This is a genomic window from Kitasatospora sp. NPDC056783, from assembly GCF_042789895.1.
In the GTDB taxonomy this organism is placed as follows: domain Bacteria; phylum Actinomycetota; class Actinomycetes; order Streptomycetales; family Streptomycetaceae; genus Kitasatospora.
In genome coordinates this window covers 1-22,685 of sequence record NZ_JBHUAF010000107.1, presented here as the reverse complement: position 1 = coordinate 22,685, position 22,685 = coordinate 1, and the positions used below count along the sequence as shown (strand labels likewise).

25 protein-coding genes are annotated in these 22,685 nt (G+C 74.0%); 11 read left to right on the top strand and 14 right to left on the bottom strand.

Annotation, left to right across the window (positions count from 1 at the left end):
• Both ACFRMQ_RS17775 and ACFRMQ_RS17770 read right to left on the bottom strand, forming a co-directional pair.
• A partial coding sequence (locus tag ACFRMQ_RS17775) for a hypothetical protein (protein ID WP_380731394.1) occupies positions 1-930 on the bottom strand: 930 nt, incomplete at its 3' end.
• A 304-nt stretch (positions 931-1,234) separates the two neighbouring features.
• Positions 1,235-2,308: a hypothetical protein gene (locus ACFRMQ_RS17770; RefSeq protein WP_380731393.1), complete on the bottom strand. Its 1,074-nt coding sequence runs from the start codon at positions 2,306-2,308 to the stop codon at positions 1,235-1,237.
• 146 nt (positions 2,309-2,454) lie between these two features.
• On the opposite strand from ACFRMQ_RS17770, the gene dapE reads away from it, so the two are divergent.
• Together dapE and ACFRMQ_RS17760 are read left to right on the top strand one after the other, a co-directional pair.
• Complete coding sequence (gene dapE / locus ACFRMQ_RS17765; RefSeq protein WP_380731392.1) at positions 2,455-3,531, top strand: succinyl-diaminopimelate desuccinylase; 1,077 nt, start codon at positions 2,455-2,457, stop codon at positions 3,529-3,531.
• Positions 3,532-3,641: 110 nt separating this feature from the next.
• The gene (locus ACFRMQ_RS17760) at positions 3,642-4,451 is read left to right on the top strand and encodes a TIGR00730 family Rossman fold protein (RefSeq protein ID WP_380731391.1); all 810 of its coding nucleotides are present in this window, start codon (positions 3,642-3,644) and stop codon (positions 4,449-4,451) included.
• A gap of 10 nt (positions 4,452-4,461) precedes the next feature.
• On the opposite strand, the gene folP is transcribed toward ACFRMQ_RS17760, so the two are convergent.
• Positions 4,462-5,274 carry a dihydropteroate synthase gene (gene folP / locus ACFRMQ_RS17755; protein ID WP_380731397.1) on the bottom strand — a complete coding sequence of 271 codons (813 nt, stop codon included), beginning with the start codon at positions 5,272-5,274 and terminating at the stop codon, positions 4,462-4,464.
• A gap of 181 nt (positions 5,275-5,455) precedes the next feature.
• Between folP and ACFRMQ_RS17750 the strand changes: the two genes are divergently transcribed.
• Both ACFRMQ_RS17750 and ACFRMQ_RS17745 read left to right on the top strand, forming a co-directional pair.
• Positions 5,456-5,896, top strand: coding sequence for a DivIVA domain-containing protein (locus tag ACFRMQ_RS17750; RefSeq protein WP_380731390.1), 441 nt, complete (start codon positions 5,456-5,458; stop codon positions 5,894-5,896).
• Positions 5,893-6,477, top strand: coding sequence for a DNA-3-methyladenine glycosylase I (locus tag ACFRMQ_RS17745; RefSeq protein WP_380731389.1), 585 nt, complete (start codon positions 5,893-5,895; stop codon positions 6,475-6,477). The genes ACFRMQ_RS17750 and ACFRMQ_RS17745 overlap by 4 nt, the downstream gene beginning before the upstream one ends.
• Positions 6,478-6,501: 24 nt before the next feature.
• On the opposite strand, the gene ACFRMQ_RS17740 is transcribed toward ACFRMQ_RS17745, so the two are convergent.
• Positions 6,502-7,302 carry an enoyl-CoA hydratase-related protein gene (locus ACFRMQ_RS17740; protein ID WP_380731388.1) on the bottom strand — a complete coding sequence of 267 codons (801 nt, stop codon included), beginning with the start codon at positions 7,300-7,302 and terminating at the stop codon, positions 6,502-6,504.
• Between the two features lie 297 nt (positions 7,303-7,599).
• On the opposite strand from ACFRMQ_RS17740, the gene ACFRMQ_RS17735 reads away from it, so the two are divergent.
• Positions 7,600-7,767, top strand: a complete 168-nt coding sequence (locus tag ACFRMQ_RS17735; protein WP_014137929.1) for a DUF3117 domain-containing protein — start codon at positions 7,600-7,602, stop codon at positions 7,765-7,767.
• A gap of 108 nt (positions 7,768-7,875) precedes the next feature.
• On the opposite strand, the gene ACFRMQ_RS17730 is transcribed toward ACFRMQ_RS17735, so the two are convergent.
• Positions 7,876-8,508 (bottom strand): O-methyltransferase, encoded by a 633-nt coding sequence (locus ACFRMQ_RS17730; protein WP_188296514.1) that lies wholly within the window; start codon positions 8,506-8,508, stop codon positions 7,876-7,878.
• A 287-nt stretch (positions 8,509-8,795) separates the two neighbouring features.
• Here ACFRMQ_RS17730 and sigE point away from each other — a divergent pair, with 287 nt between their 5' ends.
• The 4 genes from sigE to ACFRMQ_RS17710 all read left to right on the top strand — a co-directional run bounded on the left by sigE (position 8,796) and on the right by ACFRMQ_RS17710 (position 11,994).
• Positions 8,796-9,515 (top strand): RNA polymerase sigma factor SigE, encoded by a 720-nt coding sequence (gene sigE, locus ACFRMQ_RS17725; RefSeq protein WP_380731396.1) that lies wholly within the window; start codon positions 8,796-8,798, stop codon positions 9,513-9,515.
• A complete protein-coding gene (locus ACFRMQ_RS17720; protein ID WP_380731387.1) occupies positions 9,512-10,519 on the top strand; it encodes an anti-sigma factor family protein in 1,008 nt (335 codons plus the stop codon). Before sigE ends, ACFRMQ_RS17720 begins: the two co-directional genes overlap by 4 nt.
• 148 nt (positions 10,520-10,667) lie before the next feature.
• Positions 10,668-11,102, top strand: a complete 435-nt coding sequence (locus ACFRMQ_RS17715) for a sec-independent translocase (RefSeq protein WP_380731386.1) — start codon at positions 10,668-10,670, stop codon at positions 11,100-11,102.
• Between the two features lie 223 nt (positions 11,103-11,325).
• Complete coding sequence (locus ACFRMQ_RS17710; RefSeq protein ID WP_380731385.1) at positions 11,326-11,994, top strand: hypothetical protein; 669 nt, start codon at positions 11,326-11,328, stop codon at positions 11,992-11,994.
• A gap of 61 nt (positions 11,995-12,055) precedes the next feature.
• On the opposite strand, the gene ACFRMQ_RS17705 is transcribed toward ACFRMQ_RS17710, so the two are convergent.
• The 4 genes from ACFRMQ_RS17705 to ACFRMQ_RS17690 all read right to left on the bottom strand — a co-directional run bounded on the left by ACFRMQ_RS17705 (position 12,056) and on the right by ACFRMQ_RS17690 (position 15,884).
• Complete coding sequence (locus ACFRMQ_RS17705; RefSeq protein WP_380731384.1) at positions 12,056-13,216, bottom strand: Mrp/NBP35 family ATP-binding protein; 1,161 nt, start codon at positions 13,214-13,216, stop codon at positions 12,056-12,058.
• A 56-nt stretch (positions 13,217-13,272) separates the two neighbouring features.
• Complete coding sequence (locus ACFRMQ_RS17700; RefSeq protein ID WP_380731395.1) at positions 13,273-13,848, bottom strand: DUF1003 domain-containing protein; 576 nt, start codon at positions 13,846-13,848, stop codon at positions 13,273-13,275.
• A gap of 49 nt (positions 13,849-13,897) precedes the next feature.
• Positions 13,898-15,196: a magnesium transporter MgtE N-terminal domain-containing protein gene (locus ACFRMQ_RS17695; RefSeq protein WP_380731383.1), complete on the bottom strand. Its 1,299-nt coding sequence runs from the start codon at positions 15,194-15,196 to the stop codon at positions 13,898-13,900.
• 148 nt (positions 15,197-15,344) lie between these two features.
• Positions 15,345-15,884 carry a hypothetical protein gene (locus ACFRMQ_RS17690; RefSeq protein WP_380731382.1) on the bottom strand — a complete coding sequence of 180 codons (540 nt, stop codon included), beginning with the start codon at positions 15,882-15,884 and terminating at the stop codon, positions 15,345-15,347.
• 137 nt (positions 15,885-16,021) lie between these two features.
• Between ACFRMQ_RS17690 and ACFRMQ_RS17685 the strand changes: the two genes are divergently transcribed.
• Positions 16,022-16,954 carry a DMT family transporter gene (locus ACFRMQ_RS17685; RefSeq protein ID WP_380731381.1) on the top strand — a complete coding sequence of 311 codons (933 nt, stop codon included), beginning with the start codon at positions 16,022-16,024 and terminating at the stop codon, positions 16,952-16,954.
• 7 nt (positions 16,955-16,961) lie between these two features.
• On the opposite strand, the gene corA is transcribed toward ACFRMQ_RS17685, so the two are convergent.
• Positions 16,962-18,083: a magnesium/cobalt transporter CorA gene (corA, locus tag ACFRMQ_RS17680; RefSeq protein ID WP_380731380.1), complete on the bottom strand. Its 1,122-nt coding sequence runs from the start codon at positions 18,081-18,083 to the stop codon at positions 16,962-16,964.
• Positions 18,084-18,535: 452 nt separating this feature from the next.
• Here corA and ACFRMQ_RS17675 point away from each other — a divergent pair, with 452 nt between their 5' ends.
• Complete coding sequence (locus ACFRMQ_RS17675; protein WP_380731379.1) at positions 18,536-19,177, top strand: suppressor of fused domain protein; 642 nt, start codon at positions 18,536-18,538, stop codon at positions 19,175-19,177.
• 40 nt (positions 19,178-19,217) lie between these two features.
• Here ACFRMQ_RS17675 and ACFRMQ_RS17670 read toward each other — a convergent pair whose 3' ends face one another.
• From ACFRMQ_RS17670 to ACFRMQ_RS17655, 4 genes are all read right to left on the bottom strand, one after another.
• Positions 19,218-20,078 carry a PHP domain-containing protein gene (locus ACFRMQ_RS17670; protein WP_380731378.1) on the bottom strand — a complete coding sequence of 287 codons (861 nt, stop codon included), beginning with the start codon at positions 20,076-20,078 and terminating at the stop codon, positions 19,218-19,220.
• Between the two features lie 46 nt (positions 20,079-20,124).
• Positions 20,125-20,763 (bottom strand): DUF6758 family protein, encoded by a 639-nt coding sequence (locus tag ACFRMQ_RS17665; protein ID WP_380731377.1) that lies wholly within the window; start codon positions 20,761-20,763, stop codon positions 20,125-20,127.
• A 297-nt stretch (positions 20,764-21,060) separates the two neighbouring features.
• On the bottom strand, positions 21,061-21,210 hold the full coding sequence (locus ACFRMQ_RS17660) for a hypothetical protein (RefSeq protein WP_380703804.1): 150 nt from the start codon (positions 21,208-21,210) through the stop codon (positions 21,061-21,063).
• A gap of 411 nt (positions 21,211-21,621) precedes the next feature.
• Positions 21,622-22,494 (bottom strand): alpha/beta fold hydrolase, encoded by an 873-nt coding sequence (locus ACFRMQ_RS17655; RefSeq protein WP_380731376.1) that lies wholly within the window; start codon positions 22,492-22,494, stop codon positions 21,622-21,624.
• Positions 22,495-22,685: the final 191 nt, after the last annotated feature.

Here is a 22,685-nt window from a genome sequence, read left to right as displayed (position 1 = left end):
GCTGCGGCTGATGCCCGAGGGGGCGCGGGCGGTCACGGCGATCGAGGCCGGTCCGGACGATCCGGGGGCGCGGGCCGAGCTGGCCGCGGCCGTCACCCGTCTGCTCGCCACCGACCCGGGGTTCGCGCAGTACCTGACCACCACCGAGCTCGGCGGGCCGACCGATCCGACGCCGCCGAGCGGGCCGAGGGCGCCGGTGAGGCCGGCCAGCGGGTTGTTCTGGCCGAGGTCGGCGCCGCCGAGGCGGTTGGCCGACCCGTGCTCGGCCAGGCCGAGCACGTCGGTGGCGGGCACGTCGGACGGCAGGGCGCGCTCGACCGCGCCGAGCGGCAGCGCGCGCTGCACCGCGCCGACCGGCAGCGCGTCGGCGACGGCGGCGCCGCCGGGGACGGCGCCGGTGAGCGTGTCGGCGGCCGGCAGGGCCTGGGTGACCGAGCCGCTCTGGGTGAGCCCGTCGAGCGGGCCGGTGCCGGCGGTGGCGCTGCGCGGGGTGGCGTCGGCCTTGCCGGTGACGGCCTCGCCGAGCTTGCCGGCCAGCGTCGAGGCGACCTTCGGGGTGACCGAGGACAGCTCGCCCGCGGTGGCCGCGGTCTGGTCGACCGGGGCGGTGAGCGACCCGGCCTTCTCGTTCGCCTCGGGGAGCTGCTGGGCGACGATGTTGCCCGCGGCGTCGGCGGAGGCCGGTACGCCGGCGGCGACGGTGGCCGCGCCGGTGCTGCCGGCCGCCTGGCCGAGCTGATGGGTGGTGTGCTGCAGGGTGGAACCGGTGTCGGTGTTGGTCAGCTGGCCCAGCGGTGCCGCGAGGTCGCTCTTGGGCAGCAGGGCGTCCCCGCCCAGGGCGGACGCGGAGCCGGCCGCGACCAGCGGGGTCGCTCCGGCGGCCACGATGAGCGCGGCCTGGGCGATCCGGCGCGTGAGGGGGTGAGACATGGGGCTCCTCGAAGGGGGTCTGGGTCCGTCCCGTCCACCCGGAGGGCCGGGTGTGGCCGACCGGGCGGACGACGTTGTTACCGCTTGAGAAGCCAGAAGGTTTCGGCCGGTGCAAGGAAGATGCCCTGCCGACGATCGGATCGTATGACTACAGGAGAGCCGCCCACCGGGCCGGCCGGACGCCGCCGAAGCGGTCCCGGCCATGGGAAGTGACGGTTCTCCACCTCGGTTCGCCGGAACGGGCGGTCAGTCCACCGGAGTTGACCGGAATCACCCGGTCGGCGGCAACCCGAACACCTGTGCGTCAGCCCTTGTCGACCGGTGCCAGAGTGACCTGGACGAGCTTGGTCGAGGTGCCCGAGGTCTGGGTCTGCCAGCCGTCCTCGGACTTGGACTTGCGCCAGATCTTCCCGTCGTAGGCGACCGTCGCGATGCCCAGCTGCTGGGCCTGGGCGACCGCCCAGTGGGCGACCTCCCAGCCACTGGCCCGCTCGGCGCCCACCCCGCCGTCCGCCCCGGCGTCCGAGGAGGAGGTCAGCGCGGCGGCGGCCGGGTCCGGGGTCAGCGAGACGGCGTTCTCGGCGCCCTTGATGGCCGAGGCGTAGCCGGCCGCCGGGGTCACCGTGCGGCCGAACTCCCGGCGCACCCGGTCGGACAGCACCTGGGTCCGGTCCGGCACCGCCGCCACCGGGGTGGCACCCGCGGTGGGCGAGGCGCCCGGGGTGGCGGTCGGGGAGTCCGCCGGGTCCGGCTTGGCGTAGTCGTGCACCACGCAGGAGAACGAGGCGGGCTCGCGGCCGGCCAGCGCCGAGGTGAGCAGCGTCGCCTTGGTCTCGTGCTTGGCGTAGGCCTGCGGGTAGCCGCTCTTCTGCACCGCCTGCGCGGCGTCCGTCAGCGGCAGCCGGGTGTAGCCGGGGACCTTGACCAGGCCGTCCAGGAACTTGTTGGTCGCGTACACCGGGTCGGAGATCTGCGCCGGGGTGCCCCAGCCCATCGACGGCCGCTGCTGGAAAAGGCCGATCGAGTCCCGGTCGCCGCCCGCCAGGTTGCGCAGCTTGGACTCCTGCATGGCGGTCGCCAGCGAGATCGTGGTGGCCCGGTCCGGCAGCCCGCGCGAGCGCGACACCGCGGCGATCGTCGCGGCGTTGGCGGCCTGCGGCAGCTCCAGCGTGCCGTTGCCGGCCGCGGTCTTCACCGTGCACTCCTCGGAGACACCCGGCTTGAAGCCGAACCACCAGACGCCGACCACGGCCAGGCCGGCGACCAGCGCGAGGCCGAGCAGCCCCACGATCACCATCAGCAGGGCGCGCAGCGGCCCGCGGCGACGAGGCTCCTCCGCCTCGTCACCCAGCTCCTCGCTGCTCCTTCTCCTGGCCACCCTCGCCCCTCTCGCGCCCGCTCCTTGATCCGACACCGTACCCACTCGGACGGGTGTGCGGCGCCTCCCGGTTGCCGAACCGGTGCCGATCCGTGTCACAGGACGACCACACCGGGGCGAACGCCCCGCGGACTAGGCTGGCATCCATGAGCAGCACGAACCCGACGCCCCTGGACCTCACCCTCGACGGCGGCGCGCTGACCGCCCGGCTCGTCGACATCCCCTCGGTGAGCGGAGACGAGCAGGCGCTCGCCGACGCCATCGAGACCGCGCTGCGCGGCTACCCGCACCTCACCGTGGACCGCCACGGCAACAACGTGGTCGCCCGGACGAACCTGGGCCGTGCCGAGCGCGTCGTCCTGGCCGGCCACCTGGACACCGTGCCGATCGCCGACAACCTCCCCTCGTGGGTCGAGGGCGACCTGCTCCACGGCTGCGGCACCACGGACATGAAGTCCGGTGTGGCCGTCCAGCTGCGCATCGCCGCCACCGTGCCCGAGCCCAACCGCGACCTCACCTTCGTCTTCTACGACTGCGAGGAGGTGGAGGCCCACCGCAACGGCCTGGGCCACCTGGCCAAGGACCGCCCGGAGTGGCTGGCCGGCGACTTCGCGGTGCTGATGGAGCCGAGCGGCGGCATGGTCGAGGGCGGCTGCCAGGGCACCCTGCGGGCGCAGGTGCGGCTGACCGGCACGCGCGCCCACTCGGCCCGCAGCTGGCTCGGCGACAACGCCATCCACCACGCCGCCGAGGTGCTCACCCGGCTGGAGGGCTACCAGCCGCGCCGGGTGGAGATCGACGGCCTGGAGTACCGCGAGGGCCTGAACGCGGTGCGGATCGACGGCGGCGTGGCCGGCAACGTGATCCCGGACGAGTGCGTCGTCACGGTCAACTTCCGCTACGCGCCGGACCGCGACGAGGCGGACGCGGAGAAGCACGTGCGCGAGGTCTTCGACGGCTTCGAACTGACCGTCACCGACTTCGCCCCGGGCGCCCTGCCCGGACTGTCCCAGCCGGCCGCCCAGGCCTTCCTCGCGGCCACCGGCGGCCAGGCCCGGGCCAAGTTCGGCTGGACCGACGTCGCCCGGTTCAGCGCGCTCGGCGTCCCGGCGGTCAACTACGGCCCCGGTGACCCGAACCTGGCGCACAAGCGGGAGGAGTACTGCTCGCTGAGCGCCATCGCCGAGGTCGAGGAGCGGCTGCGCGCCTGGCTGACCAGCTGAGCCCGGTTCGCGCCGCCGGTCCGGTCGGCGGCCGAACGCCACCTTCCGGATGCCCAACCGACCTTCCCCCGTTGTCCGAAAACGGGGGAAGGCGGGCGTAGGGTTCCGTCATGACAGGCACAGGAGACGAGAAGCAGTACGGTCACGGCCCCGAGCAGGTCGGGGTACCGCGGAAGAAGAAGGCCTGGCCCGAGAAGCAGAAGGGCCCGGTGCTGGTGCGCCGGGACCAGGTCGGCACGAGCACCACGGACCAGCGCCTGCTGGACACCACCGGCCCGACCGACTGGCTGCACACCGATCCGTGGCGGGTGCTGCGGATCACCTCCGAGTTCGTCGAGGGCTTCGGCGCCCTCGCCGAACTCCCGCCCGCGATCAGCGTGTTCGGCTCCGCCCGGACCCCGGTCGACTCGGCCGAGTACCAGTCGGGCATCGCCATCGGCCGGGCCCTCGCGGAGGCCGGCTACGCGGTGATCACCGGCGGCGGCCCCGGAGCGATGGAGGCCGCCAACCGCGGCGCGTCCGAGGCCGGCGGCCTCAGCGTCGGGCTCGGCATCGAGCTGCCCTTCGAGCAGGGCCTCAACGAGTTCGTCGACCTCGGACTGAACTTCCGTTACTTCTTCGTCCGCAAGACGATGTTCGTGAAGTACGCGGAGGGCTTCGTGGTCCTGCCCGGCGGCCTCGGCACGCTGGACGAGCTGTTCGAGGCGCTCACCCTGGTGCAGACGAAGAAGGTCACCCGATTCCCGGTGATCCTCTTCGGCAGCGCCTACTGGGGCGGCCTCTACGAGTGGCTGAAGGACACCCTGGTCGCGCAGGGCAAGGCGGCCCCGCACGACCTGGAGCTGTTCCACATCACCGACGAGGTCGACGAGGTCATGAAGATCCTCGCCGACGCCCGCCGGCCCGCCAACGGGATCTGACGGCGGTCCCTCACGCCAGCCCCCGGCGGGCGACCGCCGGGGGGCGGGTGCCCCGGATCGAGGCGACCATGTCCAGCACCTGGCGGGTCTCCGCGACCTGGTGCGCCCGGTAGATCCGGGCCCCCAGCCAGGCCGAGACGGCCGTGGTGGCCAGGGTGCCGAGCAGCCGCTCGTTCACCGGCCGGTCCAGGGTCTCGCCGACGAAGTCCTTGTTGGAGAGCGAGACCAGCACCGGGAAGCCGGTCGCGGTCATCTCCGGCAGCCGGCGGGTGGCCTCCAGCGAGTGCCGGGTGTTCTTGCCGAAGTCGTGCCCCGGGTCGATGATCACCGCGTCCCGCCGCACGCCCAGTTCCACCGCGCGCTCGGCGAGCCCGACGGTGACCCCCAGGATGTCCGCCATCACGTCCTCGTACCCGATCCGGTGCGGCCGGGTGCGGGGCTCGGCGCCGCCCGCGTGGGTGCAGACCAGCCCGACGTCGTGCCGGGCGGCCACCTCGGCGAGCTTCGGGTCCACCCCGCCCCAGGCGTCGTTCAGCAGGTCGGCGCCCACCTCGCAGACCGCCTCGCCGACCTCGTGCCGCCACGTGTCCACGCTGATCACGGCCTCGGGGTGGCGCTCGCGCAGCTCGGCCACGAAGGGCACGGTGCGCCGCAGTTCCTCCTCGACCGTGACCTCGTCGCCGGGCCCGGCCTTCACCCCGCCGATGTCCAGGATCGCCGCGCCCTCGGCCATCGCCCGGTCGGCGGCGGCGAAGGCGGCCTCGTCGGCGAAGGTCGCACCCTTGTCGAAGAAGGAGTCCGGCGTCCGGTTGACGATCGCCATGATCACCAGCTCGTCGTCACCGAATTCCCGCGGTCCCAGGCGCAGTGCCACCGATGTCTCCTCCAGAGCTCCTGCGGGTGCGATGATGGCCCCCGGCCTCACTAAGGGACCATGCTGTCATGATCAGTCTGGTTACCTGCCACCACATAGCGGACCGGCCGGGAGTTCGGGAGGACAGCTCGTGTTCTGGGTGATCGTGGTCGCCATGGCCGTGGTGGTCGGAGGCGCCGCCCTGGTGGCGCTGGGCGGGGGCGGCTCGATGCCGGAGGCGGCACCGGACCGCATCTCCGCGCGACTTCCGCAGGACCGCCCGCTGGGCAAGGCGGACGTGGACGAGCTGCGCCTGCCGATGGCGGTGCGCGGCTACCGGATGGACGAGGTGGACGACGTCCTGGACCGCCTCGGCGCCGAACTCGCCTACCGTGACGCGCGGATCGCCGAACTGGAGGCCGCCGCCCACCTGCGCGGCGCGGTCGAGGCGACCGGCAGCCCCGACCCGGCGGCCGAACCGCTGCCCGGTCTGGAGCAGTTCGCCCAGGTGGTCGAGCCGGCCGTGGCGCTCACCAAGCAGTCGGCCGGGGAGCCGGCGCCGGAGGACGCGAAGCCGGGGCGGGAGCGGTGACGGACGGCGCGGTGCTCGGAGCGGACGGCCTGCGCCGCTGCGGCTGGGGCGAGTCCACCGACGACTACCGGGTCTACCACGACACCGAGTGGGGCCGTCCGGTGCACGGCGACGACGCCCTGTTCGAGCGGGTCTGCCTGGAGGCCTTCCAGTCCGGCCTGTCCTGGCTGACCATCCTGCGCCGCCGCGAGGGCTTCCGGGCCGCGTTCGCCGGCTTCGAGATCGCCAGGGTCGCCGAGTTCGGCGAGGCCGACCAGGAGCGGCTGCTCGCCGACACCGGCATCATCCGCAACCGGGCCAAGATCGAGGCGGCGATCGCCAACGCGCGGGTCGCCCGCGACCTGGAGGGCGGCCTGGACGCGCTGATCTGGCGGTTCGCCGCCGACCCGGACCGGCCGGCCCCCCGCACGCTGGGCGAGGTGCCGGCCGTCACCCCCGAGTCGACGGCGCTGGCGAAGGCGCTGAAGAAGGCGGGCTTCCGCTTCGTCGGCCCGACCACCGCCTACGCCCTGATGCAGGCCTGCGGACTGGTCGACGACCACCTGGCGGACTGCCACGTCCGCACCGGCGCGAAGCGCTGAGCCCCGGCGGCCCGGTGCCGGGCCTCAGCGGCCCAGGTACTTCGGCCTCTCCTTGGCGATGAAGGCGCGCACCGCGATCCGGTGGTCCTCGCTCTCGCCCGCCAGCGTCTGCAACTCGTCCTCCTTTTCGAGGAGTTCGTCCAGCGAGTGGGAGGCGCCGTAGGCCAGCGACTCCTTGATGGCGCCGTAGGCGACGGTCGGCCCCTCGGCCAGCTCGCGGGCGAAGACCCGGGCGGTGGCGGCGAGCTCCTCGGCCGCGACCACCTTGGTGGCCAGACCCAGCTCCATCGCCTCGGCGGCCTTCACCGTCCGGGGCAGCATCAGCAGCTCGGTGGCCTTGGCGTGCCCGACCAGCCGCGGCAGCGTCCAGGAGGCGCCCGAGTCGGCGGTCAGCCCGATCCCGGCGAAGGCGGTGTTGAAGCCCGCCCGGTCGGAGAGGATGCGGAAGTCGCAGGCGAAGGCGAGCGAGGCGCCCGCGCCGGCCGCCACCCCGCCGACCGCGGCGACGGTCGGCTTGCGCATCCCGGCCAGCGCCCGCACCAGCGGGTTGTAGTGCTCGGCGACGGTCCGCAGCGCGCCCTCACCGGTCTCCTCGGCCCGCTTCAGCATCGCCAGGTGCTCGTTCAGGTCCTGCCCGACGCAGAACGCCCGTTCGCCCGCGCCGGTCAGCAGGACGGCGCGCACCGCCGGGTCCGCGGCCGCGGTGGTCATGGTGTCGCGCAGCGCGACCTTGGTGGCGACGTCCAGGGCGTTCATCGCCTCCGGGCGGTTGACGGTGATGACGGCCAGGCCGCCGTCCAGCTCGTACTGCACGGAATCGGACATGGGTGAGGGCTCCCGGAGTCGTGGCGGTGTCGGTGTCGTGTGTCAGGATGCCGGAGCACACGGGGGCCTGGGGAGTGTGAGGTATCGCACCCTCCGGTGGTGTCCGTGCCACCGCCACGCCGGGGCTTATGGCGCGGTTTGCGGTGGTTGGGGGCGGTCCGGTCGTGGTTGCACCGAGAGTGATGTTGGTCATCAGCCCGTGGCATGCGGGATAATGGCTTCCGATCAATGCGTTCGATACCGGCGGTGGACGGACTGCCGGTGCGTAGCTGAGCGGTTGCAGGAAGGGGAACGAGCATGGCGGCCATGAAGCCGCGGACGGGTGACGGCCCGCTCGAAGTCACCAAAGAGGGGCGCGGCATCATCATGCGTGTTCCGCTCGAAGGCGGCGGGCGCCTTGTGGTGGAGCTCACGCCCGACGAGGCCGACGCCCTCGGCGAGGCCCTGAAGAAGGCCTGCGGCTGACCGCAGCAGGTGCTCGCCATCTCCTGGAGATGTGCTGCCGGGCCCGGGTACGACGTCATGTCGGCCCGGGCCCGCGCGTTTTCCGTACGTCCCGGCGCCTCCGGCCGGTCAGCGCTTGATCGCGCAGAGCAGCCCGTCCGACACCGGCAGCAGCGCCGGCAGCAGGGCCTCGCTCTCCCGCACGTCCCGGACCAGGTCCCGGACCGCGCCGGTCTGCGGGTCCTGGAGGTCCGGCTCGGCCAGCCGGCCCTCCTGGAAGACCCCCTCGAAGCAGACCATCCCGCCGGGCCGCAGCAGCCGCAGCGCCTCCAGCAGGTACTCGCAGGACTCGGCCGGGTCGCCGTCGCAGAACACCAGGTCGTACTGGCCGTCGGCGAGCCGGGGCAGCACCTCCAGCGCCCGGCCCGGTATGAACCGGGAGCGGTTGGCCGCGAACCCGGCCGCCTGGTACGCCTCGCGGGCCAGCTGCTGGCGCACCGGCTCCGAGTCGACGGTGGTGAGCACTCCGTCCGGCCGCATTCCGCGCAGCAGGTAGACCCCGGACACCCCGGTGCCGGTGCCGATCTCGGCCACCGCCTTGGCGTCCAGCGCGGCCGCCAGCAGGCGCAGACAGGCCCCGCCGCTGGGGCCGATCGCCCGTATCCCGGTCCGCGCGGACTGCGCCCGGGCGTAGGTCAGCACCGCGTCCTCGCCCACGTAGGTGTCGGCGAGGGCCGCGCGCGCGGGCCCGAACTCGCTGATGGCTGCCTCTTTCGGAGCCCCGGGCGGGGCCCGGTGCCGAAGGATGTCGATATTTCCTGGCACAGATTACTGGCCGACCGGGAACCGCGTACGGCGGCGGGCCGTTGTCAGGACGGACCGGGTGCGAGATGCCGCCCGGGCACTTTTATCCGGGCTTGACGGGTGAGGTGGATATGGTGGTGGCCCTGCTGGGAAGAAGAGCCGACCGAGGAGGTGTGGCCGAGGGCGACGTCCCCGTGCGGCGGCACTCCCGCGGCACCGCGTCGGCCCGTACGCCGAAGCCCGTGATGAACCAGCCTGCGCACACCGACCTGGACCAGCCCGCGGCCGCCGGTGCCACCGGGGCCCCCGCCCTCGCGACCTTCTCCGAGGGTCCCGACGCGCAGACCTGGACTCCGCCCTCCTGGGAGGAGATCGTCGAGGCGCACAGCGCCCGCGTGTACCGGCTGGCCTACCGCCTGACGGGCAACCAGCACGACGCCGAGGACCTGACCCAGGAGGTCTTCGTCCGGGTGTTCCGCTCGCTGTCCACCTACACCCCCGGCACGTTCGAGGGCTGGCTGCACCGGATCACCACCAACCTCTTCCTGGACATGGTCCGCCGCCGCCAGCGCATCCGCTTCGACGCGCTCGGCGAGGACGCGGCCGAGCGGCTCGCCTCCCGCGAGCCGAGCCCGGCGCAGCACTTCAGCGACACCCACTTCGACGCCGACGTGCAGCAGGCCCTGGACACCCTCGCCCCGGAGTTCCGGGCGGCGGTGGTGCTCTGCGACATCGAGGGCCTGTCGTACGAGGAGATCGCCGCCACGCTGGGCGTCAAGCTCGGCACCGTCCGCAGCCGCATCCACCGCGGCCGCTCGCACCTGCGCGCCGCGCTCAAGCACCGCGCCCCCGGCTCGGCCCCCGGCCGTGAGCGCCGCGGCGGCTCGGAGGAGCCGGTGCCGGCCGGCGTCGGCGCGGCCGAGGCCGCGGTCGCGCCCGGTGGGCGCGGACGGAGGCGATCGTGAGCGGAACCAGCCGGTCCGGTTCGGACCGGTCGGACGCCTCCGACCGGTTCCCGACCCGACGGGGCTGGGCCCTGCCGGGCCGTCGCGGAGGCGACGAACCCGGTGAGCCCGTCCTGCCCGCCGCGGCGGCGCTGCCCGCGGACTCGGCGCTGCGCGCGCTCCCGGTACGCCCCGCCACCCCCGCCGCCGAGGAGCACCACCTCGGCGAGCGCCTCTCCTCCTTCGTGGACGGCGAACTCGGCCACGACTCGCGCGACCGCGTCCAGGCGCACCTGGCGACCTGCCCGCAGTGCCTCGCCGAGGCCGACGAGGGCCGCGCCGTCAAGCACCTGCTGACCAGCGCCGGCACACCCGGCCCGTCCTCCTCGTTGATGGCCCGCCTGATGGCCGTCGGCAACCTTCCCGAGGACGCCCCGGCGGACGGCGGCCGGCCCACCGGGCGCGGCCGCCGCGATGACGACGACGACCTGCCCGGCGGCGGGGTCGCGGCCACCGGCACGCTCGGCGGCAGCCGGCTCGACGGCGGCTCCTTCGGCCGCGGCGCCGGGGCCTCCTTCGGCGCGGGCGCGCTCGGCGCCGACGCCCCGCTCCCCGGGGTCGACCCGCGGGCCTTCGGGCGCGGCGCGGTGCTGCGGCCGCTGATCGGCCGACGCTCCGCCCGGCCGGAGGACGCTGCCCCCGCCCGCCCGCAGCCGGCCGCGGCCGCCGTCCGGTCCGCCGCGCGCGGACGCCGGCTGGTGTTCGCCGCCGCGGGCGCCTTCTCCGTCGCCGCGGTGACGCTCGGCGGCGTCGGCGGGCTCAGCACCCAGGGCGAGGAGCGCCACGGCACCACCGTCAGCCCGCCCGGCCCCGGAGCGGGACGCGGCGGCCTCGTCCCGATGAACGCGCAGGTCCCGGTGGACTTCGTCGGCCGCCCGGTCGCCGCGACCCGCGAGGCGACCCCGTCCGGCTCCCCGGACCGCTACGCCGCCGACGTCGCGGCGCTGCGCCACCAGACCCGGTAGGGCGGCGCTCGAAGGACACCGGTGTCCCGCTCCGGACACCCCGGCTACCGGCAGGTCTTTACCACGGCTTCATCCCCGCGTGGACCAGGGACTCGCCGGTGGCCATTACCCTGATAGGAACCGTCGTCCGACGAGCTAGGGAGCAAAGGTGTTCAGCGACGTAGGTGGGCTGGAGCTCCTGACCCTGGCCGTGATGGCGATCATCATCTTCGGTCCGGACAAGCTGCCCAAGCTGATCCAGGACACCATGGGCTTCATCCGGAAGATCCGTTCCTTCGCCGACAACGCGAAGGAGGACATCCGCAGCGAGCTGGGTCCCGAGTTCAAGGACTTCGAGTTCGAGGACCTCAACCCCAAGACCTTCGTGCGCAAGCAGCTCCTGGGCGACCAGGACGACCCGCTGGGCCTCAAGGACATGAAGGAATCGCTGGACATCCGCTCCGTGCTGGACGACAAGCCCGCGGCGCCGGTCAACGGCCGCAGCGGCAGCGTCAGCTTCGAGAAGTCCGCCCCGGCGCCCGCCGCCACCGGAGCCCCGCTGGCGCCCGGCGAGCGGCCCCCGTTCGACCCCGACGCCACCTGATCCGCACCGCGTCCGGAGCCCCCGTGGCCGCGCCACCGCCCCGCCCGGCCACCCGGCTGAGCGGGGCGGTGGCGTGCGCGCCGCTATTGTGCTGATTGTTCCCGCTGAGCCGTCCGTCACATCGCGCCCCGTCGCGGTCCAGGATCGGCCCCGGGGAGCGCCGCGGTACGCCACCATGGGAGCGCGCCACGGCAGGCAAACGTGTGTTTGAGGAGGCCCGGGGATGGACGCTACGAGTCAGGCGGGAGGGGCGACGGCCACGGCCGGCGGCCCGGTGGTCGGCGGACAGGCCGGCCCGGTGGACCCGCTGGTGCCCTACCTGTCCGCCGACTTCCCCTGGTACGGGCTGGACGAGGGCTGGACCGGCCGTCGCTTCCTGGTGCAGGCCGGCGCCGGGGCCCGCGCCGCGGGCAGCGTCGACTACGGCTCGCTCGGCCACGGCGACGAGCCGGCCCAGCGGTACGAGCCGCGCGACGTGAGGAAGTTCGCCGTCGTGGTCAGCGTGGCCCGCCGGGACAGCCGGCGCAGCGCGGACAACACCGGCACCCTGGAGGCGACCTCCGCCTCCTCCGCCGCCTGGCTGGCCGGCTCCGGCCTGCTCGCCGCGACCTGGCCCGGGCAGCTGGACCGCGCGCTGCGCCAGGACTGGCTGGACCAGCAGAGCAGCCTCGCCTGGGACCTCGCCGACGACCTGGCCGGGCCCGGCTGGTCCACCCTCAGCCTGCCGGTCAACGGCCTTCCGCAGCCCTTCCGGTACCGCGAGTCCGAGTACGGCTGGGTGCTGGCCGGAGAGGCCCCCGGCGTCCTCCTGGGCGCCTACGGACGCGGTGTCAGCGCCTACGGCCTCGGCTTCGCCACCGTTGCGGACCTGGGCTCCTACACCCGGCTGTAGCGCCCGCGGGACGACGGAGGGGCCGGGTGGCGAACCACCCGACCCCTCGTCAACCGCCGTCTCAGAACTTGTTCTTGGGCGTCAGGCCGAGCGAGAGGCCGGACAGTCCGCGCCGGCGGCCGCCGAGCTTGCCGGCCACCGCGCGCAGCGCCGCGCCGGCCGGGGAGTCGGGCGCGGCGAGCACGACCGGGCGGCCGTCGTCGCCGCCCTCGCGCAGCCGCACGTCGATCGGGATCGAGCCGAGCACCGGGACGGTCGCGCCGACGGTGCGGGTGAGCGCGTCCGCGACGGTCTGGCCGCCGCCGGTGCCGAAGACGTCGATCATCTCGTCGCAGTGCGGGCACGGCATGCCGGACATGTTCTCGATCACGCCGACGATCTTCTGGTGGGTCTGCACCGCGATGGTGCCGGCCCGCTCGGCCACCTCGGCGGCGGCCATCTGCGGGGTGGTGACGATCAGGATCTCCGCGTTGGGGACCAGCTGGGCCACCGAGATCGCGATGTCGCCGGTGCCCGGCGGCAGGTCCAGCAGCAGCACGTCCAGGTCGCCCCAGTAGACGTCGGCGAGGAACTGCTGAAGCGCGCGGTGCAGCATCGGGCCGCGCCAGACCACCGGGGCGTTGCCCGGGGTGAACATGCCGATCGAGATGACCTTCACGCCGTTCGCCTGCGGCGGCATGATCATGTCCTGGACCTGGGTCGGCCGGCCCTCGACGCCCAGCATGCGCGGCACGCTGTGGCCGTAGATGTCGGCGTCGACCACGGCGACCTTCAGGCCGTCGGCGGCCATCGCGGCCGCCAGGTTGACGGTCACCGAGGACTTGCCGACGCCGCCCTTGCCGGAGGCGACGGCGTAGACCCGGGTCAGCGTGCCCGGCTTGGCGAACGGGATCTCCCGCTCGGGGGCGCCGCCGCGCAGCAGCTGGGACAGCTCCTTGCGCTGCTCGTCGCTCATCACGTCGAGTTCGACCTCGACGCCGGTCACGCCGGGGACCTTCCCGACCGCCTCGCGCACCCGGGTCGTGATGGTGTCGCGCATCGGGCAGCCGGAGACCGTCAGGTAGACCGCGACGCGCACCGCGCCGCCCTCGGCGAGCTCGACCGATTTCACCATGCCGATCTCGGTGATCGGGCGGTTGATCTCCGGGTCGTTGACGGTCGCCAGCGCCTGGCGTACGGACTCCTCCGTGACGCCGGCCGCGACCTCTGTCTCGTTGGCCATGCCTTGATGGTACGGCGCCCGGCGAACCCCTTGACCCGTCGGTAGGGTGCCGCCGGTCACAGCGGCCCGGCGGCCTCCCGGCGCTCGTCGATCTCCCTGAGCAGGGACTGGAGTTCGCTCCGGACGAAGTCCCGGGTGGCGACCTCGCCGAGCCCCTGCCGCAGGGCCGCGACCTCGCGGGTCAGGTACTCGGTGTCGGCGATGGCGCGGTCGCTGCGGGCCCGGTCCTGCTCCATGTTGACCCGGTCCCGGTTGTCCTGGCGGTTCTGCGCCAGCAGGATCAGCGGGGCCGCGTACGAGGCCTGGAGCGACAGCGCCAGGGTCAGGAAGATGAACGGGTACTCGTCGAAGCGCACGTGGGCCGGCAGCAGGGTGTTCCACGCTATCCAGACGACGACCACCACCGTCATCCAGACGATGAACCGTCCGGTGCCGAGGAAACGGGCGATCCGCTCGGACAGGACGCCGAAGGCCTCCGGGTCGTAGGAGGGCAGCGTGATCAGGCCGGGCCGGGCGGTGCGCGGCTGGTCGAGCCGGGTGCGGCCGGCGCCGGTGATCGGCGCGGTCTCCGGGCGCCGGTCCCGGCCGCCGTCGCGGGTGCGCAGTTCGCGCAGCTGGCGCAGTTGGCGCAGTTCGCGCTGGAGTCGGTGGCGCGCGGAGTCGTCCGGCCGTCCGTTGCGGTCACCGTCCACCGGCCACCCCTTCGCTCTCGTCGTCGTGGGCCCCGTCATGGGCGTGCAGCGCGGCGTCGCGCCAGTCGTCCGGCAGCAGGTGGTCGAGCACGTCGTCGACGGTCACCGTGCCGAGCAGGTGGTCCGCCTCGTCCACGACCGGCGCGGCGACCAGGTTGTAGGTCGCCAGGTAGCTGGTGATCAGCGACAGCGGGGTGTCCGGCGGCAGCGGGTCCAGGTCGTCGTCGACCAGCGAGCCGACCAGGACGTACGGGGGTTCGCGCAGCAGCCGCTGGAAGTGCACGGTGCCCAGGTAGCGGCCGGTCGGGGTCTCGTTCGGCGGTCGGCAGACGAAGACCTGCGCGGCCAGGGCGGGCTTGTGGTCGATGACCCGGACCCGGGCCAGCGCCTCGGCCACCGTCGCGTCCGGCTCCAGGACGATCGGCTCGGTGGTCATCAGACCGCCGGCGGTGTCCTCCTCGTACGTCAGCAGGCGGCGCACCGGCGCGGCCTCCTCCGGCTCCATCAGCTGGAGCAGCCGCTCGGCCTCCTCGCCGGGCAGCTCGGAGAGCAGGTCGGCGGCGTCGTCCGGGTCCATCGCCTCCAGGACGTCGGCGGCGCGCTCCTCCTGGAGCTTGCCGATGATCTCGACCTGGTCGTCCTCGGGCAGCTCCTCCAGGACGTCGGCCAGCCGCTCGTCGTCGAGGGCGGCGGCCACCTCGGCACGGCGCTTGGCGGACAGGTGGTGCAGCACACCGGCCAGGTCGGCGGGGCGCAGTTGCTCGAAGGTGGCAAGCAGGTTGGCCGCGCCCTGGTCCTGTTCGGGCACCGAGAAGCCGGTGACGTCCTGCCAGCCCAGGGTGAGCCGCTCGCCCTTGCCCTTGCGCAGCCGGCCGGCCCGGCCCACCTGGACGAAGACCTTGCTGATCTCCCACTCGCGCAACCGGGTCTGCACCATGCCGATGTCCAGCACGGTGACCTGCTCGGCGGTCTTGGACCAGGTGACGGTGCGGTCCAGCAGCTCGGCGAGCACCAGGGTCTCGGACGGGCGCTGCTCGAAGCGGCGCATGTTGATCACGCCGGTGGTGAGCACCTGGCCGGACTCCAGGCTGGTCACCCGGGTCATCGGCAGGAAGATCCGGCGTCGGCCGACCACCTCGACCACCAGGCCGAGCACGCGCGGCGGGCGGGCGCCGAGCCGCAGCGACACGACCACGTCCCGGACCCGGCCGACCTGGTCGCCGTTGGGGTCGAAGACCGCGATGGCGGACAGATGGGAGATGAAGACCCGGGTACCTGGTCCCGCCATGGACTCCCTCGACTCGCTCGACGCCGTACCGGATGCGCGGGGGCGCACCTGGTGGCCAGGCTACCCGTGCGTTCGAAGTCCGGCCGGGAGGCACGGTAGCGGCCCGAGGCGTCCCCGGCGCCATCCTTTGCTTAACACTCGGGGGGCTTTAACGGCGCTTGAACAGCAGTTTGGGCAGACCGGCGGGGATCGGCAGCCGGGTGGTGGCCGGGGTGGGCATCGGCCGCGCCGCGTGCGAGCCGTCCGGCATCGCCCCCGGGCGCTCGGTGAGGGGACCGGCCGGCTCCAGCCGCAGCACCCGGCACTCGCGGGCCCAGCGGCCGGTGATGGCGTCGGTGTCGGGGGCGTTCAGCCGCTTGCCCTTGAGCTCGTCGACGGCGCCCAGCCAGGCCTCGGTGTCCGGGGCCAGCTCCACCACCCGGGCGCTCCAGCCGGTCAGCCGGCCGCCCTTGTCCTTGCTGCGGACGGTCACGGTGGCGCCGGTGCCCGGCTCCAGGCCGTGCAGCGGCTGCTCGCCGCCCCCGCCGACCACGACGACCGCGCCGTCGTGCCAGGCGTGCCACAGCGGCCGGGCCTGCTCCTGTCCGTCCGCGCGCACCCAGAGCAGTCCGGACTTCTTCGCGGCCTCCTCCAGCAGGGCCTGGTCGAGGAAGTCGTCGGCGGTCGCGGCGGCGGGCGTACGGTCCATGGCGGACAGCGTACGGGTTTCGCTGTCCACGGGACGTCTCAGCCTCCGGGCGACAGTTCCATTGCCGCGCCACGGGCCTTACGGTATGACCGCCCCGCCGTACCACCGCCCCACCACCGCGACCAGCAAGGAGCGCCGTGCCCGCCGCCCGGCCCGCGACCGCCCCCACCACCGCCCCCGCGGCCGCCGACCCGAGCCCGGCGCACCCGCTCCCCACCCTCGACCTGCTGCTGCTCGCCGTCTCGATCGGCGGCATCTCCCTCTCCGGCCCGCTGATCAGCGCCACCGCCGCGCCCGCCCTGGCGATCGCCCTCTGGCGCAACGTCATGTCGGTCGGCGTCCTCGGCCCGTACGCGCTGCTGCGCCACCGTGCCGAGCTGCGCGGGATCGGCCGGCGGGCGCTGCTGCTCGCGGTCGCCGCCGGGGCGCTGCTCGCCGTGCACTTCGCGCTCTGGATGCCCAGCCTGCGGATGACCTCGGTGGCCTCCGCCACCGCCCTGGTCACCACCACCCCGCTGTGGACCATCCTGCTGATGCGGCTGATGGGCGTCCGGGCACCGAGGCTGGTCTGGCTCGGCACGGTCGTCGCCTTCGCCGGCGTGCTGGTGCTGACCGGCGTGGACCTCTCGCTCTCCCCGCGCGCGCTGCTCGGCGACGCGCTCGCGCTCGCCGCCGGCCTGGCCGCGGCCGGGTACATGCTGCTGGGCGCCGAGGTCCGCAAGACCGTCAGCACCACCGCGTACACCCTGGTCTGCTACGCCACCACGGCGGCCGTCCTGCTGGGGATCTGTCTGGTCGCCGGGACGCCGCTGGCCGGGTGGCCGGCCGGGGTGTGGTGGCAGATCGTGCTGCTGATGGTCGCCGCCCAGCTGCTCGGCCACTCGCTGAGCAACCGCGTGGTGCGCAGCCTCGGGCCGTCCGTCACCTCCACCGCGATCCTGCTGGAGACCCCGGGCGCGACGCTGATCGCCGCGCTCTGGCTGGGCCAGTGGCCCCCGGCGGCCGCCTACCCGGCGGTGGTGCTGATCCTGCTCGGCCTGGTCCTGGTCGCCCGCGGCGGACGCCGGTAGCGGGCGGTCAGAGCCAGCCGTTGCGGCGGAAGCCCCGGTACATCCCGACGCAGATCAGCACGATCGCGCCGAGCACCGTCGGGTAGCCGTACTGGTCGTCCAGCTCCGGCATGTACTTGAAGTTCATGCCGTAGACACCGGTGATCATGGTCGGCACCGCGAAGATCGCCGCCCAGGCGGTGATCTTGCGCATGTCCTCGTTCTGCGCCACCGAGACTTGCGCCAGGTTCGCCTGGAGGAGCGAGTTCAGCAGCTCGTCGAAGCCGTGCACCTGCTCGGCGACCCGGGCCAGGTGGTCGGCGACGTCCCGGAAGTACTTCTGGACGTCCGGGTCGACCAGCCGCTGGAGCGGCTCGGACAGCTGCTGCATCGGACGCAGCAGCGGCACCACGGCGCGCTTGAACTCCAGGACCTCGCGCTTGAGTTGGTAGACCCGGCCGACGTCGGAGCTGCGCCCGCCCTTGGCCGAGAAGACGCCGTACTCGATCTCGTCCACGTCGTTCTGGAGCCGCTCGGCGACCAGCAGGTAGTTGTCCACCACGTGGTCGGCGATCGCGTGCAGCACCGCCGACGGGCCCTTGGCGAGCAGCCCGGCCTCGTCCGCGTCGGCCTCCAGCCGGTGGCGCAGCTCCTGCAACGAGCCGTGGCCGCCGTGCCGGACGGTGATCACGAAGTCCCGTCCGGCGAAGACCATCAGCTCGCCGGTGTCCACCACCTCGCTGGTGGGCGTGAGTTGGTCGTGCTCGACGTAGCGGACGGTCTTGAAGACGGCGAACAGCACGTCGTCGTAGCGCTCGACCTTCGGCCGCTGGTGCGCGTGCACCGCGTCCTCGACCGCGAGCGGGTGCAGGCCGAAGCGCTGGGCGATCCCCTCGAACTCGGCCTCGGTCGGCTCGTGCAGCCCGATCCAGCTGAACGAGCCCTCGCCCTCCGGGAGCAGGTGGGCGGCCCTGACCCGGCGGGCGGCCTCGCGCGGGCTGCACGTCTCGCCCCTGCGCTTGCCGTGCTGGTAGACCGCGCAGTCCACGACCGCCGAGGCGGCACCCTCGGGCAGGGTGTCGTAGACCCCGGCCGCGCCACGGCGGCGGTTGGTGCGGACGGCGGCGCGCAGGCTGTTGATCATCGACATGGCAGGCTCCCAGAGGCAGGAGCCGTCGCGCGGCGGCACGGAGGGAAAGACGTCCGGCCGCGGTACGACGGCGGAGAACACCGGTGGAACGGGGGATGAAAGTGCTCTCCCGGCCGGCCGTTCGCCGTGCGTCCCGCGCCCGGGGCTACCGCGGCTGATTCAGCCGGTTGGGCCTGCGGGGCGAGGGGTACGGGGAGTTCGGGGCCGGGCAGAGCTGCCGGTACTGCATGGTCGGCCGGTATCCACCGCAACCACCTCCTTCACGCCGCCGCCCCGGAACGAAACGGTTCCGGTGGCCAGTCGCTCACCCTAACATCTGACCGGCCATCGAACCCGAGGAGTTCCCGAGGGTTTCCGAAGGCTTTACGGGTTCCTGGCGCAGTCCGGCCTGCGACCGCCTCCGGGCCCGCCCGCGCGAGGCCCGACGAGCCCCGGGGGTTACGCTCACCGGCATGGCGCACGACTTCCCGCTCTTCGGCGATCCCCACGGCGGCAGCTCCCCCGAGCTCACCCGGGAGGCGGTGCTGGCCGCCGTCGAAGCCCGGCTGATCGCCACCTTCGGCGAACCGGGCGGCCGCGCCGCCGTCACCTTCCTCGGCGCCGACCGGATCGAGGTGCTGCGCTTCGGCCCGGACGCCGAGGGCCTGGTGCGGTACGCGACGCTCGGCATGTCCGCCACGCCGATGGCCGACCCGACCTCGCCGATCGCCGACCAACTGCGCGGCCCGCGCGCCGAACTGGTGCTGACCGTCCGCGGCGGACGCGACAGCGTGCTGCGCACCCTGGCCACCTTCGCCGCCACCCCGCAGGTCGAGGGCCTGGTGGTGGCCCCGGGCGGCTCGCTGGACCTCGGCTCCCCGCTCTGGGACGGCGCGCCCTTCACCTCGGTGCTGGCCGCCGAACCGGGCGGCCTGGTCGAGGACCTAGCGCTGGCCGACCCGGCCGACCCGGTCCGCTTCCTGCCGCTGCTGCCGATGACGCCCAACGAGGCGGGCTGGAAGCGGGTGCACGGCGCGGCCGCGCTCCAGGAGCGCTGGCTGAACCAGGGCGCCGATCTGCGCGACCCGGACCGGCGCGGCGTCCGGCTGGACTGACGGCCGGTCAGCCGGGGCGCGCGGGCCGGTCCGCGCCGGCTCAGCGCTCGATCGGCTTCGCGCCGGTGGCCTGCGCCAGCAGCGCCTCGTACACCGCCGGGTCGGTGGTGTGCTCACCGAGCCGGACGGTCTTGCGGGTGCCGTGGTAGTCGCTGGAGCCCGTGACCAGCAGGCCGAGTTCACCGGCCAGGCCGCGCAGCCGCGCCCTGGTCTCCTCGTCGTGGTCGGTGTGGTCGACCTCCAGCGCGGCCAGTCCGGCCGCCGCGAGGTCCGCGATCACCCGGTCGGAGACCGTCAGTCCGCGCTTGACGGCTCCGGGGTGGGCGAACACCGGCACCCCGCCGGCCGCCCGGACCAGCCGGACCGCCACCACCGGGTCGGTCTCGTGCTTGCGGACGTCCGCCCGCCCGCCGTTGGCCAGCCAGTCGGCCGTGAAGGCGTCCGAGACGGTGGCCACCACGCCCGCCTCGACCAGCGCGCTGGCGATGTGCGGTCGGCCGACCGAGCCGGCCCCGGCGATCCGCCGCACCTGCTCCCAGCTGATCTCCGCGCCGAGCTCCCGGCAGCGCTCGACGATCGCCCGCCCGCGCCGGAACCGGTCGGTGCGCACCAGCTCCCGCTCGCGCGCGAACTCCGGCTCCTCGGGGTCGAACAGGTACGCCAGCAGGTGCATGCTGATGCCGTCCACGACGCAGGACAGCTCGGCGCCCGGGACGACGGTCAGCCGGGTGCCGGCGGGCAGCGCGCGCACCGCCCCGGCGGCCCCGGCGTGGCCGGCCACGGTGTCGTGGTCGGTCAGCGCCACCACGTCGAGGCCGGCGGCGACGGCCGCGTCGACCAGCTCGGCCGGGCTGTCGGTGCCGTCGGAGGCGTTGCTGTGGGCGTGCAGGTCGATGCGCACGGATCGGACTCCCGGGGGCTCGTGGGTGCCGCCCAGGATAGGCCCGTCAGCCGAGCAGCCGGGGGGAGAGGGCCCCGCAGGGCAGCAGGCCCAGTTCGGCGCCGGCCTCGCGCAGGTCGGTCAGCACCAGCTCGTCGTACATCACCAGGGCGGACTGCTCGGGCCAGGCGACCGCCCAGAGCCAGAGTCCGCGGGCCTCGCCGACGAACACCGCGCGGTCCGCGGGGGCGTCCGGGACGTGGAACATCGGGGTGGGCCGCCCGGCGGCCATCAGCTTGGCGTCCGCGGGCTTGTAGAGGCCGACGGAGTCGCCCGGGTCCGGCCCGGGCAGGCCGGCGTAGCGGGCGCCGAGTCCGACCCCCAGCTCCTCGGCGACCAGCACCAGTTCGCCGAAGCCGCCGAGCGGCGCCGGCCCGGAGCAGGCGACGGCGGTGGCCCGGGCGCCGGAGACGTCGTCGCCGACGTGGGCGATGCCGGTGTAGAGCCAGCCCACGGGGAGCGGCCAGGGCAGCCAGACGGGGACCTGGGAACGGGCGACGGCGACGCCGAGGGCCTCCACACTCGGGGGCAGCACCGGCTGCATCGGGTGCACCGCTCCGTGCCGGTCGCACTGCCAGGTGTCTGAGAACAGACCGGGGGCGCGGACCCGACCGGCGCACCTCGGGCAGCTTGGCTCGCCCCTCATAGCCGACAACGCTCCTCCCTCCGGACCGCCGCGTCAAGGACGATCACCCGTACGGAGGGCTCGGCGGCACCTGTCGGTGGCGGCCGCCCGTCCGGCGCGGTGCGGGCGGCTCCCGTTGGGGGGATGTCCCGTCCCGGACGGCGGCAAACGTCCGGGCCTTTGGTCCCGGATACACTGACGCCCCGTCATCGGCGAATGCGGTGACGGGGCGTCAGTCGGGTATCGGAACGTCCGGATCGGACGCTCCCGGCTCGTCGGCGGCGGGTGAGGGCTCCCGGTCGGAGGCGCCGCGCCGGGTCAGACGGTCGGGCACGGACGGATGAGCAGGCGCTCGCCGGTGCGGGCGGCGGCCTGGACGAGCTCGTTCACAGTGGCGGCGTCGGCGATCAGTGGGTCGGCGGCGGTGTCGTCGAGGCGGACGATCTCGAAGCGCATGGTCTTCGTCATGGGCGTCTCCTTTCCTGGCCCCGGTGCGCGGGGCGATCGCGGCTGAGTCGGTGTCAGCCCTTCGGTGGTCCTGCGGGTCCGGCGGTGCGGCCGGACCGGGCGGTGCGTGGTCGCGCGTACGGCGGTCTGCTGCGGCAAGGGGTCCCCCTGCTTGCCCTGGTGCGTCCTGTGCCTCGTGAACCACGGTGACGTGGCGGTGCTACCGGGCCGTTGCCGGTCCGTGACGACCGGGTTTCGGGTGTTCGATGCCGCGGTGGAGGCCGGCGATGATTCCCGGACAGAATCAAAGATTACCGTAACTAACGAATTTTGTCCTGTGTTGAAGGAGGTCGAACTTGCAGAAGTGGTACAGACCACTTCTGGAGGAAAGCGGGAACCGGGGCGGGCGCGGCCCCGTCCCGCGCGGGCGGATCAGCCCCAGAACGCCGCCAGCGCCTCGGCCGTCGCGGCCGGCCGCTCGGCGTTGGGGGAGTGGCCGGATTCCGCGATCACCACCCGGCGGGCGCCCAGACGCTCGGCCATCGCGGTCTGCTCCGGGACGGGCCAGGCGTAGTCCCGCACCCCCGACAGCACCAGCAGCGGCAGCCCGGCGGTGACGGCGGCCAGCTCCGCCACCCGGTCCGGCGCGGACATCAGGTGAGCGCCGGTGACGGACAGCAACAGCGGCACGTTGGCCAGCCAACGGCGGTGCAGGAACTCCGCGACGGCGGGCTCCGTGGCTGGCACCGGCTGCCCGCTCTCCGCCTCCATCCGCAGCCTGACCTGCCAGATCTGCTCCAGGTCCATCACCCGCAGTGCGTCCAGCAGCAGCTTGGTGCGGGCCGCCTCGGCCGGGTCGATCGCACCCGGGCCGGTGGACATCAGGGTCAGCGACCGCCAGGGCAGCGGGCCCTCGGCGGCCGCGGCGAGCACCGCCTCGCGCACCACGTGGCCGCCGAGGGAGTGCCCCAGCAGATGGAGCGGTCCGTCGGCCGCCAGCACCTCGGTGAGCGCCCGGACGTCCGCGCCGAGCGCCTCGACGCCGTACGCGGCGGGGTCGTCCGGGCCGCCGCTCTGGTACTGCCCGCGCTGGTCCACGGCCGTCACCCGGTACCCGGCGGCGGCCAGCGGCTCCAGCAGCGCGATGAAGTCCTCCTTGCTGCCGGTGAAGCCCGGCACCAGCAGCGCCGAGCCGCGCACCGGCCCGTCCGGCTCCGCCCGCAGCGCCGCGAATTCCCCGCGCCCGGTCACCAGGCGCTCGGCGCGCGCGCAGGCGGGCAGGGTCAGAAACGGCGGCTTGCTCATGGGCTGCTCTCCCTGTCGTCCGACCGGCGTACGCCCGGTGGCCCCGAGCTTAGGCCCTGTGTCCGGCCGGTCCTGCCGGGCCCGCGACGCCGTGCATCCCGCCCGCCGCCGCGGGCCGATCCGCCGGGATCGACCGGCACAGGACCTCGGGCGTGGAACGCCCGAGGGGGCGGGCCGGGCCGTAGGCGGCC

What these genes read in the sequence shown, in the direction of transcription:
- ACFRMQ_RS17675 (WP_380731379.1), top strand. Translation starts at nt 18,536, where the DNA reads ATGGCGCACGACTTCCCGCTCTTCGGCGATCCCCACGGCGGCAGCTCC.
- ACFRMQ_RS17735 (WP_014137929.1), top strand. Translation starts at nt 7,600, where the DNA reads ATGGCGGCCATGAAGCCGCGGACGGGTGACGGCCCGCTCGAAGTCACC.
- ACFRMQ_RS17655 (WP_380731376.1), bottom strand. Translation starts at nt 22,494, where the DNA reads ATGAGCAAGCCGCCGTTTCTGACCCTGCCCGCCTGCGCGCGCGCCGAG.
- ACFRMQ_RS17660 (WP_380703804.1), bottom strand. Translation starts at nt 21,210, where the DNA reads ATGACGAAGACCATGCGCTTCGAGATCGTCCGCCTCGACGACACCGCC.
- sigE (WP_380731396.1), top strand. Translation starts at nt 8,796, where the DNA reads ATGAACCAGCCTGCGCACACCGACCTGGACCAGCCCGCGGCCGCCGGT.
- ACFRMQ_RS17665 (WP_380731377.1), bottom strand. Translation starts at nt 20,763, where the DNA reads ATGAGGGGCGAGCCAAGCTGCCCGAGGTGCGCCGGTCGGGTCCGCGCC.
- ACFRMQ_RS17705 (WP_380731384.1), bottom strand. Translation starts at nt 13,216, where the DNA reads ATGGCCAACGAGACAGAGGTCGCGGCCGGCGTCACGGAGGAGTCCGTA.
- dapE (WP_380731392.1), top strand. Translation starts at nt 2,455, where the DNA reads ATGAGCAGCACGAACCCGACGCCCCTGGACCTCACCCTCGACGGCGGC.
- ACFRMQ_RS17760 (WP_380731391.1), top strand. Translation starts at nt 3,642, where the DNA reads ATGACAGGCACAGGAGACGAGAAGCAGTACGGTCACGGCCCCGAGCAG.
- ACFRMQ_RS17710 (WP_380731385.1), top strand. Translation starts at nt 11,326, where the DNA reads ATGGACGCTACGAGTCAGGCGGGAGGGGCGACGGCCACGGCCGGCGGC.
- ACFRMQ_RS17695 (WP_380731383.1), bottom strand. Translation starts at nt 15,196, where the DNA reads ATGGCGGGACCAGGTACCCGGGTCTTCATCTCCCATCTGTCCGCCATC.
- folP (WP_380731397.1), bottom strand. Translation starts at nt 5,274, where the DNA reads ATGGCGATCGTCAACCGGACGCCGGACTCCTTCTTCGACAAGGGTGCG.
- ACFRMQ_RS17690 (WP_380731382.1), bottom strand. Translation starts at nt 15,884, where the DNA reads ATGGACCGTACGCCCGCCGCCGCGACCGCCGACGACTTCCTCGACCAG.
- ACFRMQ_RS17740 (WP_380731388.1), bottom strand. Translation starts at nt 7,302, where the DNA reads ATGTCCGATTCCGTGCAGTACGAGCTGGACGGCGGCCTGGCCGTCATC.
- corA (WP_380731380.1), bottom strand. Translation starts at nt 18,083, where the DNA reads ATGTCGATGATCAACAGCCTGCGCGCCGCCGTCCGCACCAACCGCCGC.